General features: G+C 39.6%; 15 protein-coding genes and 1 riboswitch. Of the genes, 13 read left to right on the top strand and 2 right to left on the bottom strand.

What is annotated here, in order from left to right:
* Nucleotides 1–254 precede the first annotated feature (254 nt).
* Nucleotides 255–755, bottom strand: coding sequence for a sigma-70 family RNA polymerase sigma factor (locus ACFSCX_RS23905; RefSeq protein WP_377930768.1), 501 nt, complete (start codon nucleotides 753–755; stop codon nucleotides 255–257).
* A 263-nt stretch (nucleotides 756–1,018) separates the two neighbouring features.
* Between ACFSCX_RS23905 and ACFSCX_RS23910 the strand changes: the two genes are divergently transcribed.
* From ACFSCX_RS23910 to ACFSCX_RS23925, 4 genes are all read left to right on the top strand, one after another.
* Nucleotides 1,019–1,780: a GNAT family N-acetyltransferase gene (locus ACFSCX_RS23910; protein ID WP_377930769.1), complete on the top strand. Its 762-nt coding sequence runs from the start codon at nucleotides 1,019–1,021 to the stop codon at nucleotides 1,778–1,780.
* Between the two features lie 220 nt (nucleotides 1,781–2,000).
* Nucleotides 2,001–2,477, top strand: coding sequence for a DUF2975 domain-containing protein (locus tag ACFSCX_RS23915; RefSeq protein ID WP_377930770.1), 477 nt, complete (start codon nucleotides 2,001–2,003; stop codon nucleotides 2,475–2,477).
* 10 nt (nucleotides 2,478–2,487) lie between these two features.
* Nucleotides 2,488–2,709 carry a helix-turn-helix domain-containing protein gene (locus tag ACFSCX_RS23920; protein ID WP_377930771.1) on the top strand — a complete coding sequence of 74 codons (222 nt, stop codon included), beginning with the start codon at nucleotides 2,488–2,490 and terminating at the stop codon, nucleotides 2,707–2,709.
* A 314-nt stretch (nucleotides 2,710–3,023) separates the two neighbouring features.
* The gene (locus tag ACFSCX_RS23925) at nucleotides 3,024–3,416 is read left to right on the top strand and encodes a hypothetical protein (protein WP_377930772.1); all 393 of its coding nucleotides are present in this window, start codon (nucleotides 3,024–3,026) and stop codon (nucleotides 3,414–3,416) included.
* Between the two features lie 95 nt (nucleotides 3,417–3,511).
* On the opposite strand, the gene ACFSCX_RS23930 is transcribed toward ACFSCX_RS23925, so the two are convergent.
* Nucleotides 3,512–3,952, bottom strand: coding sequence for a cell wall hydrolase (locus ACFSCX_RS23930; protein WP_377930773.1), 441 nt, complete (start codon nucleotides 3,950–3,952; stop codon nucleotides 3,512–3,514).
* A 268-nt stretch (nucleotides 3,953–4,220) separates the two neighbouring features.
* Between ACFSCX_RS23930 and ACFSCX_RS23935 the strand changes: the two genes are divergently transcribed.
* The 9 genes from ACFSCX_RS23935 to ACFSCX_RS23975 form a co-directional block, all read left to right on the top strand.
* Nucleotides 4,221–5,789 carry a serine hydrolase domain-containing protein gene (locus ACFSCX_RS23935; RefSeq protein ID WP_377930774.1) on the top strand — a complete coding sequence of 523 codons (1,569 nt, stop codon included), beginning with the start codon at nucleotides 4,221–4,223 and terminating at the stop codon, nucleotides 5,787–5,789.
* A 470-nt stretch (nucleotides 5,790–6,259) separates the two neighbouring features.
* Nucleotides 6,260–6,784 carry a TetR/AcrR family transcriptional regulator gene (locus tag ACFSCX_RS23940; RefSeq protein ID WP_377930775.1) on the top strand — a complete coding sequence of 175 codons (525 nt, stop codon included), beginning with the start codon at nucleotides 6,260–6,262 and terminating at the stop codon, nucleotides 6,782–6,784.
* Between the two features lie 87 nt (nucleotides 6,785–6,871).
* Entirely contained in the window at nucleotides 6,872–7,753 is an 882-nt protein-coding gene (locus ACFSCX_RS23945; RefSeq protein ID WP_377930776.1) for a hypothetical protein, read from the top strand.
* 141 nt (nucleotides 7,754–7,894) lie between these two features.
* Nucleotides 7,895–7,978, top strand: a riboswitch (cyclic di-GMP riboswitch).
* Nucleotides 7,979–8,045: 67 nt separating this feature from the next.
* On the top strand, nucleotides 8,046–8,630 hold the full coding sequence (locus ACFSCX_RS23950) for a hypothetical protein (protein WP_377930777.1): 585 nt from the start codon (nucleotides 8,046–8,048) through the stop codon (nucleotides 8,628–8,630).
* Nucleotides 8,630–11,011, top strand: coding sequence for an SH3 domain-containing protein (locus tag ACFSCX_RS23955; RefSeq protein WP_377930779.1), 2,382 nt, complete (start codon nucleotides 8,630–8,632; stop codon nucleotides 11,009–11,011). The genes ACFSCX_RS23950 and ACFSCX_RS23955 overlap by 1 nt, the downstream gene beginning before the upstream one ends.
* Nucleotides 11,012–11,392: 381 nt before the next feature.
* Nucleotides 11,393–13,738, top strand: a complete 2,346-nt coding sequence (locus ACFSCX_RS23960) for a peptidoglycan-binding protein (protein WP_377930780.1) — start codon at nucleotides 11,393–11,395, stop codon at nucleotides 13,736–13,738.
* Nucleotides 13,738–13,959 (top strand): hypothetical protein, encoded by a 222-nt coding sequence (locus ACFSCX_RS23965; protein WP_377930781.1) that lies wholly within the window; start codon nucleotides 13,738–13,740, stop codon nucleotides 13,957–13,959. The genes ACFSCX_RS23960 and ACFSCX_RS23965 overlap by 1 nt, the downstream gene beginning before the upstream one ends.
* A 68-nt stretch (nucleotides 13,960–14,027) precedes the next feature.
* Nucleotides 14,028–14,264, top strand: a complete 237-nt coding sequence (locus ACFSCX_RS23970) for a hypothetical protein (RefSeq protein WP_377930782.1) — start codon at nucleotides 14,028–14,030, stop codon at nucleotides 14,262–14,264.
* Nucleotides 14,265–14,335: 71 nt separating this feature from the next.
* A partial coding sequence (locus ACFSCX_RS23975; RefSeq protein WP_377930783.1) for a peptidoglycan-binding domain-containing protein occupies nucleotides 14,336–14,820 on the top strand: 485 nt, incomplete at its 3' end.

A 14,820-nucleotide genomic window follows, 5' to 3' on the forward strand; every position in this document is an offset into this window, starting at 1 on the left:
GATAAGGAATCCGGTATTGATCCTAATGTATTCAAATTTATGGAATCTTCTAAAATGTGAACAGCCCCTTGGATCGTTTGTCTTAGCAAAGTCATTTGGCGGACAATGAACGATTCTTTCCCGTTACAGCTAGTACTAGAAATCTCAGAAATAGAAGTAAACATGTTTGAATGAATAAGAAAAAACAGCCGTTTCATTAATGAATGGCTGTTTTCTTATTTGAATATTCTACCGTTATAAAGTAGACATAAACGCTATAAATCCGCCAAAACATTCTCACGTATTTTCTTTAACGCATACCGTCTCCAAGATTTGACCGTTTCAAGACTTACTCTTTCTTCCTGCGCAATTTGCTTAGGACCTTTCATTTCAATGAACGATTTATAGACCCATCTCCTCTGTACATCTGATAAGCCATCGCAATGCTGCCACATCAATTCGAGTTCAAAAGGAATGATGGAGTGTTCATCTACCGTCAATTCTAGCATCGCCTCTGAAAGGTTCGCCTGATGAGTTTCGTGTTTTATTGCGTTTTTAAGGAGTGTAATCATTTTTCCTCGAACGGTATGAAAGGCAAACGTTTGAAAGCTTGCTCCTTTCATAGGGTTAAAGCGTACATAGGCCTCCCACAAGCCAATCAATCCTTCCTGATAAAAATCCTCCTGATTTTTATAGAGCCGTAAATGCTTGATGGCACTCCAAATGATCCAGTCTTCCTTCTCCACTACTTCCTGAAAAGAGCTATAAACAACCACACTTAAAACCCTTCCAAAAGCGCGCTTTTCTTGTATTCCGCCGGTAGGGTTATCGTAAATGGATGAAACAGTTTTTTCATATGGATATATGAATTATTTAGAAGATAAAGAATGACTGAAATTGGGAATATGCCTTATGAATATTGGTAGTTTGCGGTGCGGTGAATGTTGTGTACGGGTAGTTTTCTATTGTTTTATCCGGTCGTTTAGAGGAAAATCATCCGAAAAATAGAAGTAGTGTTATAGAAAAAGGAGTGATACTTTTGACAGATTTACAATTGATTGAGTTAGATACGAGGACACTTGAGGGGATGGGGAGTTATTGTCTCAGAAGTAAAAAGAACTCCCTTGGATACAAAAATAAACATAAGTGGCTGAACGACAAATTTGAAGAAGGTTTAAGGTATATACAATTAATAGAAAATAACAAGCAAGTAGGCTTTATTGAATACACGGATGCGGAGTATTCTTCTAGAGTCGTTCACGCTGATCATTATTTGGTCATCCATTGTCTATGGGTAAATGAAACTGGAAAAGGATACGGGACCAAACTGATTAACAAATGTCTGGAAGATGCAAAAAGACAATCGAAGCAAGGTGTTGTAGTGGTAACAAATTCTGAAACGTCCTGGACACCAAGTAAGGATATCTTCTTAAAGAATTCGTTTACATTAGTAGATACAGCACCTTACCATTTTGAGTTACTTGTATATTCATTTGAAAATAGTGCCTCACTCCCTTTCTTTCCTACGAATTGGGATGAAAGAGTCAGTAAATTCGATGACCTTACAATCCTACGCTCCTTTCAATGCCCATACGTACAAGTTGCGACGGAAAATATTCTAGAGGGTGCCGCTAAATTGGGGATTGATGTGAAAATAATTGATTTAAAAAATAGAGAAGAATTAATGAAGGTGTCTCCAACTCCTTATGGTATTTTTTCAGTTATTTTTAAAGGGAGACTGGTTTCCTTTCACCGATTGACGGTTCATTCGGTCATGAAGCGGTTAAAGGAACTTTTGTAGCCATGAGAAAACATAGAGATGTACATAAAGTGTGAAGTTTCGAGATTGGGCTAGTTAGTTAATCTATTTATAGAGCATTTCTTTGAATGAGGAATGCTTTTTATCTGTATTTAATTCTTGCTGAACAATAAAATTGTTTCTATTATAAATAAAAATTTATTGTAAAACAATAAATTGTATGGTAAATTCAAATTGACAATATTTAAGTGAGGTGCTTTTTATGAAGATAGGTTCAACACTCTTTTTAAAGTTAGCTGTTTTTCTAATTGGAACTCCAGTTCTTGCTTTGTGTATATTTGGGTTGACTTGGTTAGTGAATAATCCTGTAAGTCCAGATTATGATCATATCCTATATCCCATTTTTATAGGAATGGGTGTATCAGTGATCCCATTTTTCGTTGCCTTGTACCAGGCTTTTAAGCTTTTAAGCTATATTGACAAGAACCAAGCTTTCTCTGAATTGTCTGTTAAGGCTCTAAAGAATATCAAATTCTGTGCAATAGCAATCAGTGGTGTATATGTGTTAATTAGCCCATTTGTTTATTTCGTAGCAGAGGTAGACGATGCACCCGGCCTCATCATCATTGGAATGGTCCCGATCTTTGCTTCAATGGTGATCGCAGTCTTTGCTGCTGTTCTTCAAAGACTTTTACAAGAAGCGATTGATATAAAATCTGAAAATGATTTAACGGTCTGAGGTGAAAACAATGGCGATAATAATCAATATTGATGTGATGCTGGCTAAAAGGAAAATGAGCGTAACAGAACTTTCGGAGAGGGTTGGAATCACAATGGCTAACCTTTCTATATTGAAAAACGGAAAGGCAAAAGCAATTAGGCTTTCTACGTTAGAGGCAATTTGCAAAGCATTAGACTGCCAACCTGGAGACATTTTAGAATATAAAAATGACGATGACAATAAAGAATAATTGACGTCATTTCCCTCGAAAAAAGTGGTATGAATCCTTAAAGGATTCGCACCACTTTTTTTAGATCCTACTTAAAAAGTAAGGTGAAACTTATGAGGTAGTTAGTTCGGAGAAATGAATAAAGAATAGTACTTGTAAGGATCTAAATGAATAAAAAACATCGGAAAGATCATTCACATGGAGCAGGAGCGATTATCCCGTTCCAACTGGAGCTAAGCCTCCCACTTCAAAAACCTTAGTTGAATCGAGTAGTTTAAGTCGGAGTGAAAAGTCGAATAACAGAATTTAATCGATATTTCGAAGTGGTTTACGGAGTGAAAAGTCGAATAACAGGATTTAATCGACATTTTGAAGTGGTTAACGGAGTGAAAAGTCGAATAACAGGATTTAATCGATATTTTGAAGTGGTTTGCGGAGTGAAAAGTCGAATAACAGAATTTAATCGACATTTTGAAGTGATTTACGGAGTGAAAAGTCGAATATCAGGATTTAATCGATATTTTGAAGTGATTAACGGAGTGAAAAGTCGAATAACAGGATTTAATCGACATTTTGAAGTGGTTAACGGAGTGAAAAGTCGAATAACAGAATTTAATCGACATTTTGAAGTGATTTACGGAGTGAAAAGTCGAATATCAGGATTTAATCGATATTTTGAAGTGATTGCTACATACGTTGCCAAACTTGGTTCGATAATAAAGTCTTAACAAAGGGGTTAACTTTACCCAAAATTAAAAAGCTTGTAGAGAAAATATACCCTTTCTCCACAAGCTGCATCCCCTAATTGTGGGGATCTTTTTCTTTACCAACTATAAACACCTTCGCATGTATTAGCCTGTGGTTCATAATAACAATGCTGTTTATATTGTCCTGTTATAGGTTGGCCGTACCAAGTAGGCGGACATGCTGCATACGGATTAAAATACCAAAGAGCAAATTTGGAAGGATGTTCCCTCCAAAAATCTAGCGTTTGTCTAGCTAATCTTTTTTCTACATCCCTCGCTCTGTTATAAAAAACATTCCCTTTTTGCACGGCTTCAAACGAATAATTTCCTCCTTGTACTTGATAAATTACTTGCCGGATTGTCCGTAAACCTTCAAAATCTCCACAGTTTGCTTTTCGTCGATTTACAATTACATTGCCAACCATTAGCATTCCTAATTTTCCTTCACCTTCGGCTTCTGCCCTCATCATCCTTGCCATTAAATCTACGTCAGCATCAGTATATTGTACTCTTGGCATTTTCATCACCTCTTATAGAATTGTATGAAAAAAGCCTACAAACAATGCTTTTTCAATTAAACAATAAAATCGTAAATAGAACTAATAACGTAAAACCTTACCTATGGCTGTGGTCTTTCCTTTATGAATTGAATTTGTAATAAGCGCGGACGAGTACTCCCTTAGCGAGACAGGGATTCAATTATGCCTGAATAATACAGAAATTAAAAAGGATTTTCTTTTACCATATTCGAACTATATGGGTAAGACAATTACATGGAGGTCGAATATGAATTCTATTGAACAGAAGATCGACGCGATTTTTTCACGCTGGCAGCAGGGAACTTGTCCTGGAGGACAGGTTATGGTTAGAAAAGCTGGAAGGCTTCTTTATCAAAAGAACTTTGGTTATGCAAACATTGAGCATGCCGTACCAGTAAAGAACGAGACGGTTTTCCACGTGGCATCCGTTTCAAAACAAGTGACGGTTATGTGTGTCCTTTTGCTACAGGAGGACGGGAAGCTGCATATCGATGATGATGTGAGAGCGTATATTCAAGACTACATACACTTTGATGAACCTGTTAGTATTCGTCAAATGATGAACAACGTAAGTGGTATTAGGGATCAATGGGAGCTTTTAGGCTTAAGTGGCGTAAGAATTGATGATACGATCACCCAAAGAGACGCGCTATCGATCATTCGAAAGCAAAGACAGCTTAATTTCGAGCCTCAGTCTCAATTTCTTTACAGTAACTCGAACTTTACGTTACTAGCGGAGATCGTGGAAAGGTTATCAGGCAAAACATTAAATGAATTTGCGAGTGAGCGAATATTTAATCCTTTAGGGATGGAGCGTTCATTTTTTAAGGACCACTACTGGAAGCTGATACCGGATAAAGCCAGCTCCTATTATGATAATGGAACAGGTCAATATGTATATAATGTCCTGAACTATGGAACATATGGTGCCACTTCTCTTCATACAACGGCAACTGACTTTTTAAAGTGGATGGATAACTTCAAGAATCCGACCATTTGTACGGAAGAAACTGTGAAGATTATGGGGGAGAGCCCTGCACTATCGGACAATACGAAAAGCAGCTATGCGGGTGGCCTTTTTGCCGGAGACCATAAAGGACATGCGTATCTAGAGCATGGTGGGGCAGATGCAGCATATAGAAGTGCAGTTGTTCGATTCATAGATGATGATATAGACATTGTGATTTTATCAAATACGCAAATTATTCCCCTAAAGGGTGCAGCATTTGCTGTTGCTGATATTGTGTTGGGACATGAGGAACGTAGCACAAAAGTAGAACAACCGAAGGAATATAGGGAAGAGTTTAATCATGAAGGTGTCGAAGGGTACTACTTTTGTACATCAGCCATCTTCTTGGCTTTTGACATCCGTATAAAAGACGGGTTGCCACATCTGAAAACAAGTTACGGCTATGAGCCATTGACTCATGTATCTGGTAATCACTTTAGAATTGAGTACCTAAACCTAGACTTATATTTGGGTGTAAATAGTGTCCTTAAGTCAGCAGATACATTCATTCCGCTTAAAAAAGTAAAGCCGTTTGCCCCAGCTGAACGTTCTAATTATATGGGTACATATGAAAGCAGTGAGCTAGACACATGTTATGATGTGATTGAAAAAGATGGAGCCTTATACATGTCTCATTCTAGACATGGTGAGCAGGTGCTTTATCAGATCGATGATAACAAATGTGTGACCAATGCTCCGTTTACGTTTGTCGTAGAATTTATTAGACAGGGAGATCATATTACTGGTTTTACATTTACAGGGAATAGAGTGAGGAATGTGATGCTGGAGAAGGTTATGAATAAGTGATGACATTCATCTAATGCCTTTTACTTAATAAAGGTGTCCTTCCCGGTTTAATAGGGGGGGCTATTTTTTATCCCGTTCCAACTGGCGCTAAGATCCCACTTCAAAACGTTAGATGAATCGAGAAGTTTAAGTGGGGGATAAGCGCCAGTAAGAACCCTGAAAAGGAACACAGACTAAAGTCGCCACCTCTTGTGGCAACGTCTGTGTGACCCACAGTGTGGGCCTCATCTAACAATCAGTGGGGGATGAGGAAAACCCCTACTGATTGAAGTTTCACTTTATGTATTTTGACCAAACCAAGTGATTCCTATCTAATGAATTCCGAACATGTTTACGATATAGTTTTTCATTTTCAAGAAGCTAAAGTATGAAGGTAACACTACAATAAAACATGAATTGACAAAACAAATGACTTCCATTATTATTTATTTATCAGTCAATAAATAAAAACTAATTCATTATGCGTAAGGATGAGTATTTTGGCAGCGAAAGAAGATAAAAAAGAACGTATCATCGAGAATGCAGTAGCTGTATTTGCTGAAAATGGGTACTATAAAGCAACAACTGGAATGGTAGCGAAAGCGGCGGGTGTCACTCAGCCGTATGTGTTCCATTTTTTTGAAAATAAAGAGGCGCTTTTTAAGGCTGTGATTGATCGGGCATTTGGGAGAATACATGACACTTTTGTAGAAGCTCAAGCACCTGCTGAGCAATTGATAGGTGCTATGGGCCGAGCATTCGAACAATTGATTCAAACACACCGAGAAGAAGTGCTCATGGTCATGCAAGCACATACAATATCAGAGCCAGGGATTCGTGAACATGTCCAGAGCATTCATCGCATCATGTTTGAATCATTGACATTGAAATTTGAGAAAGCGGGAATTCCGAATGCAAAAGGTACAGCAGCTCAATTTATTGGAACAGGCCTATTAATAACACTTGCTGAGGTATTGAATTTGCCAGAAATGATCCCTGGTGGAGATGGTTGTTAAAAAAGAGAAAAGTAAATGTTCTCTTTTTTTACACAGTTATTTATTGATTAATAAATAAATAAATAAAATAGAAAGAAGGGAAAAATCATGGAGAATAGTCAAAAGCAGCGCATTCAATTATTTGAAGGAGAAAGGTCACTGGTTATGGTAGGGCTCATTGGGTTTATCCTATCATTAAGTATTGCAATCTTTATCTTTTTTCAAGGTGCAGTTATTTTACCTGAAGGCAATATGAAGGATGCCTTTTCTTTTAATGCAGCAATCGGCATTTTCATCCTATCGATAGCGGCGGTTCTGCCCTTTGCGGGTTTTACGGAGAGAAAGCGAAAGATTATTCGGTGGTCTTTTATTGTCTCAAGTATATATGGTTATGCCATTGAAACCATACAGAACTTTAGAGGTCTGGATCCTCGATTTTCTCGGATGGGTACTGTTGTGGATGCGATAGGTGGAATGGTATTTGGAGTTATGTCTTTAGTACTTGTTATGTTGGCAATCTGGCTGACAATTCGCTTTTTACGGATGAAGCCTCCTTATGAACGTCCATTGCTTCTACTAGGAATTCGGTATGCATTTGTATCTGTCGTCGTGGCCAATATGGCTGGAATCTGGATGATTTTACTTCAAGATCGCTTTACAGGGGAAGCAGGTAACCTTATTGTCCTACATGGAATTGGCTTTCATGCACTTCAGACGTTGATTATCCCGGCGTGGTTAATAGAAAAAACAAATGTGAAAAACAGCATTAAGAAAGGACTTGTCCATATAGGCAGTATCGCTTGGATGTTGATGATTATATTGATAGGGATCCAAACTGGATTTGGCCGATCTGTATTTGAGTTCACGGCATTCCCAGTTTTAGGAGGGCTGTTTTTACTAGTCTGGTTTGGGACAGTTATCCTTACAGTTTCTTTATTCCTCAAAAATAGAAGAGCTCAATCACTGCAACGGGATTCACTATCTTTGTAGGCGTGAAAAGAGTGGGGGCGTTACGTGAAAAATAGAGAGAGTTCAATAGACTTTGAAAGAAAAGGTTAATTTTCAAAGTCTATTGTATTGCTAGTGAAAAAGTACTATGATAGTTTTATAGGTATTAATGACTACTAATTACATATCAAAGGGCAAACTTCTTGAAAAAGTGGGACGCAAAACTATAGGGGCTTACGCTACCAAGCATGCCAGCCAGTTGCAAACAATTTTATCGATAGACGCCTTTTTGATGTGGCGTTTTTTTTTAATTTTCTAGATAGAGGTGACGTCAATGGGAAGTACAGAAGAGTTAATGAACGGGTTATTTGGTACAATCGAACAGGTGAATGAACGGATGAAGACGGTTCATTCACACCCGAATTTTTCGGGCGGCGTTGATTTTAGAACCTCCAATGGTGAGGTTGTGGCGTCTACGAGGCCGGGTGCTGGTGGAGATACGATTGTAGAGGCTGATGGGGAAGTGGTCGGTCATATCCGTGACAATGTAACAGGCGGACATACGTTTGACATGGGGATGGGACACGCGATTAATTCGTCTCCTAACATTCATGGCGGGATGAACTATCATGATAATGTTGAAGGGTTTATTGGTTACACAAAGCCGACCTTTGATGGAATGGGCTATTATTCTCCGACGCATGAACAAATGCTCACCATGTCAAACGATTCGTTAGTGGGAGGCGTGATGATTACGTCTACACCTGCTATTGCGATACCTGATCCATTAGCTGATTACGGTACGGCTCTTGACACACTTGATATTACGAATTCTGTCTTAGATGCTGGATCTATTGGAGAATCGCTAGAGCTTAGTGAAGGGTTAGAATTCTTTAACATGATTGCGGATTGGTTGTAATGGGACAAGCTCAGCTAACAACAAATGTGTTTCTACATCCAAAGCAGCAATATGAAAAAATCCAGCGAGAATTACAGATTCATTTACTACCGGAAGTGGCGGAAGAAGTAGAGGCCTACGTTCAGCATAAATGTGAAGAGCAGTTCCAGGTGATTCATGGCACGTTATCTGCCAGATATGATGCACTTCGAAAATATGTATATGAGCCATTGCAAAAGGTTGAATCAAAGGAAGAGTTCCACGAATGTATTCGTCAGTTTTTTACATACACGAATGTCACAGATGTGATTGAAGAGCTGAAGGAGCTTTTTATCTTAGATCATCTTCAAGAGGATTATGAAAGCTTCTTAGAGGGGATGTCCAAAAACGAATACGGTAAAATCTTTCAGCACCTTTCATTTGACCGGAGCATTTTCGTTTTTTTACAGCAAGGGTTATTGTCTGATTTAGATCAGCTCAGTGACCAATTGACCGAATATGCCCTCGCCGTAAAAGCGTATAGCGAACTTCTTCAAAAAATGAAGTCTCAAGCAGCAGGGAGGACCTTTGCGAAAATTGGAGCCTCTATTTTCGGATCTCTCATTGCTGGACCATTTGGTGCCTTTGCCGCACGCGGGATGATGAGTTCATTTTATGATGAGAATTCAAGGATTGGCCAAGCGATGGAAGAAGTCGATGAAGCGTGGAATGCCTATACCGATTCGTTAATTGCATTCTTAAATGATTTTGAGGTAAAGTACCGTCATGTCATGATGGCGATGTACGGAGGTGTCATGCTAAAGGCGAATCACCATTTTACTTCATACAAAATGGAGTTCTCTGCGTTAGCGACATTAAGTCAAAACTATGAGCTTTGTCTTGTGAAGGATGAAGAGGCCAAAACGGTAAAGTGGGCGAATGAAACAATCTCCACAATTCAAGCTCTGTTCAATCAAAAGGAATACACGAAGGCATTACAAATAGCTGATCCATTCTTCCATTATGTGAATCAAAGCCCAGTGTTGGGCCGAACGATAGTAAAGGAAAACAGAAGTGTAAAGTATTTCGCACATCTAATGAAGTTTTCGGCGATTGGCTTTTATATAAATGAAACGAAAAAAACGAACCTCCAAAAAGCAATCGAGATGATTCACGAATTGTTTAAACAAAATCCAATGATTTTACAGGACTCAGATATTCAAAATATCGGTGCTCCTACGCAAACGGAACTCGGTATGTTTTTCGTTCATCAGTCACTTGGTGAAAAGAAGCTCGATCGATTAGAGACCTTGCTTGACTACATGCAACGAATTCTAGATCGCTGGACAGAAGGGGGAACCGAGCCTGGCGAACAGGTTAGCGATGTGGATGAATTCCCAAGCTTCATGATTGCGCTATGTGCGTTTTTAGAGGAAAAGAAAAAGTGGAAGCATCCCATTATTGATGCATCAAAGCAAGCCATCATTACACCAAGTTCCATTAGACAAACGAAAAAGCAATACTCGCAGTTTGGCGGGAAGGATGCTTTTTCTCGTTACTTATCAGTTGGTGTCGTAACCGTTCCACTTTTCTACGGATTAGGATTACTGGTACGTCCGTTTTTCGCTCTTGGTAAAATGCTGTCGTTTAAGAAAGTTGCGATTGCAAGTATCATCGCCGTCGTAGCAATTGGATTATATGTGAAAAGGGACTACCTGCTAGCATTTGGAGGCAATCTGTTTTTAAAGAGTGAGGAGCCTACTTCGGGTGAACCAGTTGAGATTGATACCTATTTAACGATTACAACTGACAGTGCCAATATCCGTGACATTCCTTCCTTACAGGATAGCAATGTTGTGACCGTTGTATCATCAGGTTCTGAGCTCCTTTTCCTAAATGAAGAAATGGAGGATGAGGAAGGACGCTTATGGTATAAAATCGAAGCTCCAGATGGAGTGATCGGATGGATTAGTAGTAAGATTACTTCATTTGCCTTGAATGAAGCACCTGTCACCTCAAGTAATTCAAGCTTTTTAGACAATCTTGCTCAAGGTCAATTAGAGGGGATGCCAATTCCATATGATACTACCCGGACCGTTGAAAGTATTATCGAGGAATTAGGAGAACCTGAACATAAACAATACTGGGGCGGGGGCTATGGACTATTTTATGAGGAATATGCCTACTATGTAGATTCTGATTTTGCTGGTGCACTCATGACAGCCGCTGAGCTGTACGGTCCACAAATTGCATGGACCCCTGATGAGTACCGGAGAGACGCCGGTTCACCAAGCTCAGAAGGATTCAGTGACATGGATGGAGAGTTTGTTATGGTGTATGAAACAAGTGATTACATCGCGATGGTTTTCTTTGAAGATGAATCCTCGCACGCTAACCGAATTTTGCTGAAAGATGTTTATTAATAGGAAGGTATACTAGTTTTTAATAAAACTGGTGTACCTATTTTTTTATCTCCAACTAATCTTTCATTTTAAACAAACGTTTGTTTAAAACAGAGGATGAGCCTTGAGATGAGTGGCAGGGCTGTTTGGGATGGTATTTATATAGGTGATCAAGTTCTTTAAATGATGGAATGTGGAAGATACCAATGAGTGAAAGAGCAATATAATTGTATTGGTAATGTACCATAAGTAATCTATTAATTTTTTGTAGAAACGGGTAAATCTACCTACCTAGTAATGTGTGAGAGTATGGAAAATTAAACCAATCTACCTAACGACGAAATAGAAAAATAAGGGTATATTTTACATATATTTACTTCATATAAGAGCAGGAGTGAAAATATGCCATATACAAGGACAAGTTATAGTAGGCCATCGTACTCAAGTGCACCTTCATCAAGATCAAGTTCTTCATCATCTTCATCTCAGCCTAGAACATCTAGCCCATCAAGTAGTTCAACTAGAACATCGACACCAACAAGGACAACTAGTCCTCCGTCAACACCATCACCAACAAGACCGGCTCCAAGTGAACCAGGAAAGGGTACATATGTAAACGCTACTGTGAGTGATAGAGGTATTACGCAGCAACCAACTGCTTCAACAACAATGGTTGTAACATCACCAAGAGGTGGATATGGTGGTTCGCCCCAAACGAAGCCAAGTCAGGGTTCGTACTATCCAGCGCCACAACCAAAGCCAAGTCAGCCTGCTCAACCGCCAAGCTATCCGGCACCAAGGCCAACACCGCCAGCTCCGCCGCCGAGGCCAACGCCACCTGCTCAACCACCAAGTTATCCGGCACCAAAACCAGTTGAGCCACCAGTTGTTCAGCCAAAGCCGAAGCCGGTTCCAACGCTGCCAGTACAACCATCACCTGTCCAACCACCTGTTCAGCAACCTAAACCGCCTAGTCCAAATCCTGTCACACCGTTACCAGGTCCATCTCAGCCACCAGTAACGACTCCGGTACCAGATCCAACTCAACCAGCACCAGGTGCTCATCAGCCTGGAACTAGGCCACAACCATCCAGTCCTACCCATGGAGCTATTGATCCAGGAGCAGAGGGTCCTGCACCGATTACGGGAAAGAAGACGTGGGAGGGTGAAACGTTACGAAAAGGAGATCAAGGGCTTCAAGTCAAGCAACTGCAATTATTACTTGTAGAATTCGGTTTTTTAAATAAAAATGAAATTGACGGCAAATACGGTCCAAAAACAGAGCTGGCCGTTCGTCATTTTCAAGATTCGTACGGCTTATCCACCGATGGAGTTGCCGGGCAACAAACGTATCGAAAGCTCATGGAACTAAAGTCAAAAAGCTACAATTACCCGATAACATGGAAGGGCGAAACGTTAAAAGAAGGTGACAATGGTCAGGCTGTTCGAGACTTGCAGCGCATCCTCAATAAACTAGGATTTAATGCAGGTGCAGAAGACGGAGCCTTTGGAGCAAAGACGAAAAACGCCGTTCTGCTTTTTGAGCAGTTCATGGGAAAAAGCTCAGACGGAGTTGCTGATAAAGGGCTATTTTATGAATTAACTAGTAAGCTACATAGACAAACCCAGCTCAGCGGCCAATGGATCAAAGAGAGCCTTCAGCGCGGAGACATCGGCCAGCAGGTTCAAACCTTACAAGCACTTTTAAAATCAATCGGGTTTGACGATGTTGAGGTGAATGGGAAGTTTGATAAGAAGACGGAGGATGCGGTTAAAAAATTTGAAGCCTATTCTGGATACAATGCTGATGGCATTGCGGGATGGCGTATCAAAAAAGATTTAGAAGGATTTTTAACGAAACGAAACGAAAATATAACAGAAGACGAAGGCAACTTTAAGGTTTCTGGAATTAATGCGATTGGAATCATGCATGGAATTGCAGAAGAACTATGGTCATCTGTAAAAGAATCCTTTGCTCTTATACATTCATTTGACGATATGATCTATCAAACTGCTAAGCTAACAAGCAGTATTGTTTCTGGTGAAATTACAATACAAGATATTCAAGATGGATTAAAATCTTCTTTAAAAGAAGAGTTTGTAGAGCCATTTGAGTATATAAAGAAACACGGAAAAGATCTTGACTCAGCTACCTATAAAGAATCGAAAGAGTTTGGTCATCACCTGACAAAAGCAATATTTACAATCGGAGCCGTCCTAACCGCGGGTGTTGGCTCAGCTGCATTATTGGCGAAGTTAGGTACAAAATTAGGCGGTACGCTTAAGGATATTGCTGATATTGGTAGTGAGAAAGTGTTGGATGATATAGGGAAGGGTACGGGACAATCTGTTGCTAAACTTGGGCCAGATGAGTTAGTTGTAGCAGACAAATCATTCCTTAATGAAGAAGGTAGAATTGACTGGGAAAAGTATGCACCAAATGGAGGATATGTACAAGGAACTAGAGTTGATGGTGTATCACTTGAAGCTGGGACTGTAATTGATAGGTATGGTAGTTCAAGAGGTAGCTATACTTCACCAGTAGGTACTGGATATGGGGAACGTGCATTACCTTATATTGAAAATCCTAATGCTTATCATCAGTATCGGGTCGTAAAACAAATTGAGAATGTTAGCAAAGGAGAAATTGCTCCGGCGTTTAATCAACCCGGAGGAGGTATTCAATACGAACTGCCAAACTCCATAGATTATTTACTGAAGAACGGGTATTTGGAGGAGATTAAGTAATGAACAAAAGTGAATTAAAAAGTATGTTAGAGATCAAACAAATTCCGACTTACTACTATAATCTGGACGGAATAGGAGAAGTTGACCAGAGAGTATGCTTAGAAAAAGAAGGACAAGAATGGATTGTTTTTTACAGTGAACGTGGTAAGAGATTTGATATCAAAAGGTTTAATACCGAAGATGAAGCTTGTCAAGATATTCTAAATCGATTGGTAGAATAGTTTTAAATGATAATGACCTTGAAAAAGACACGGGGACAGGTACATTGTCTTTTTATCATGGAGGTATCATGAGCGTAATATTCTCGGACTATGGAATTGAGATCAGTGAAGAAGATGGTCGGTATTTCTTAAATTTTGATGAAGGGGAGTTAGTCCCTAAATTACGTACAATCGAAGTAACTCTCGAAGAAACTAAAAAAGGAATGCTTAGTCCCAAAGATGCTTATGAAGTAATAATTGCATTTCAAAACAGAGAACGAAGAGATAATATGAATAGTAAAGAGAAACTACTAATCACACCTTGATCGAGTGCTTGTCACTCAGTCAAGGTTTTTCTTTTCCCTAGAGATGGATACAGGTTCATTGTCTCCAGCATTTGCAAGAATCTTATGGCTTATCCATCGATGGAATTGCCGGGAAACAAACGTATCGTAAGCTCATGGAGCTAAAATCCAAAAACTACAATTACCCGATGACATGGAAAGGGGAAGAGTTAAAAGAAGGTGACAAAGGCCAGGCTGTTCGAGACTTGCAGCATATCCTCAACAAACTAGGATTTAACGCAGGTGCAGAAGACGGAGTTTTTGGATCGAAGACGAAAAATGCCATTCAACTGTTTGAACAGTTCATGGGAAAAAGCTCAGACGGAGTTGCTGATAAAGGGCTATTTTATGAATTAACTAGTAAGCTACATAGACAAACCCAACTCAGCGGCCAATGGATCAAAGAGAGCCTTCAGCTCGGAGACATCGGCCAGCAGGTTCAAACCTTACAAGCACTTTTAAAATCAATCGGGTTTGACAATGTTGAGGTGAATGGGAAGTTTGATAAGAAGACGGAGGATGCGGTTAAAGCCTTCGA

Origin of the sequence: Bacillus salitolerans, from assembly GCF_042680805.1 — a bacterium.
Lineage (GTDB): Bacteria > Bacillota > Bacilli > Bacillales > SA4 > Bacillus_CJ > Bacillus_CJ salitolerans.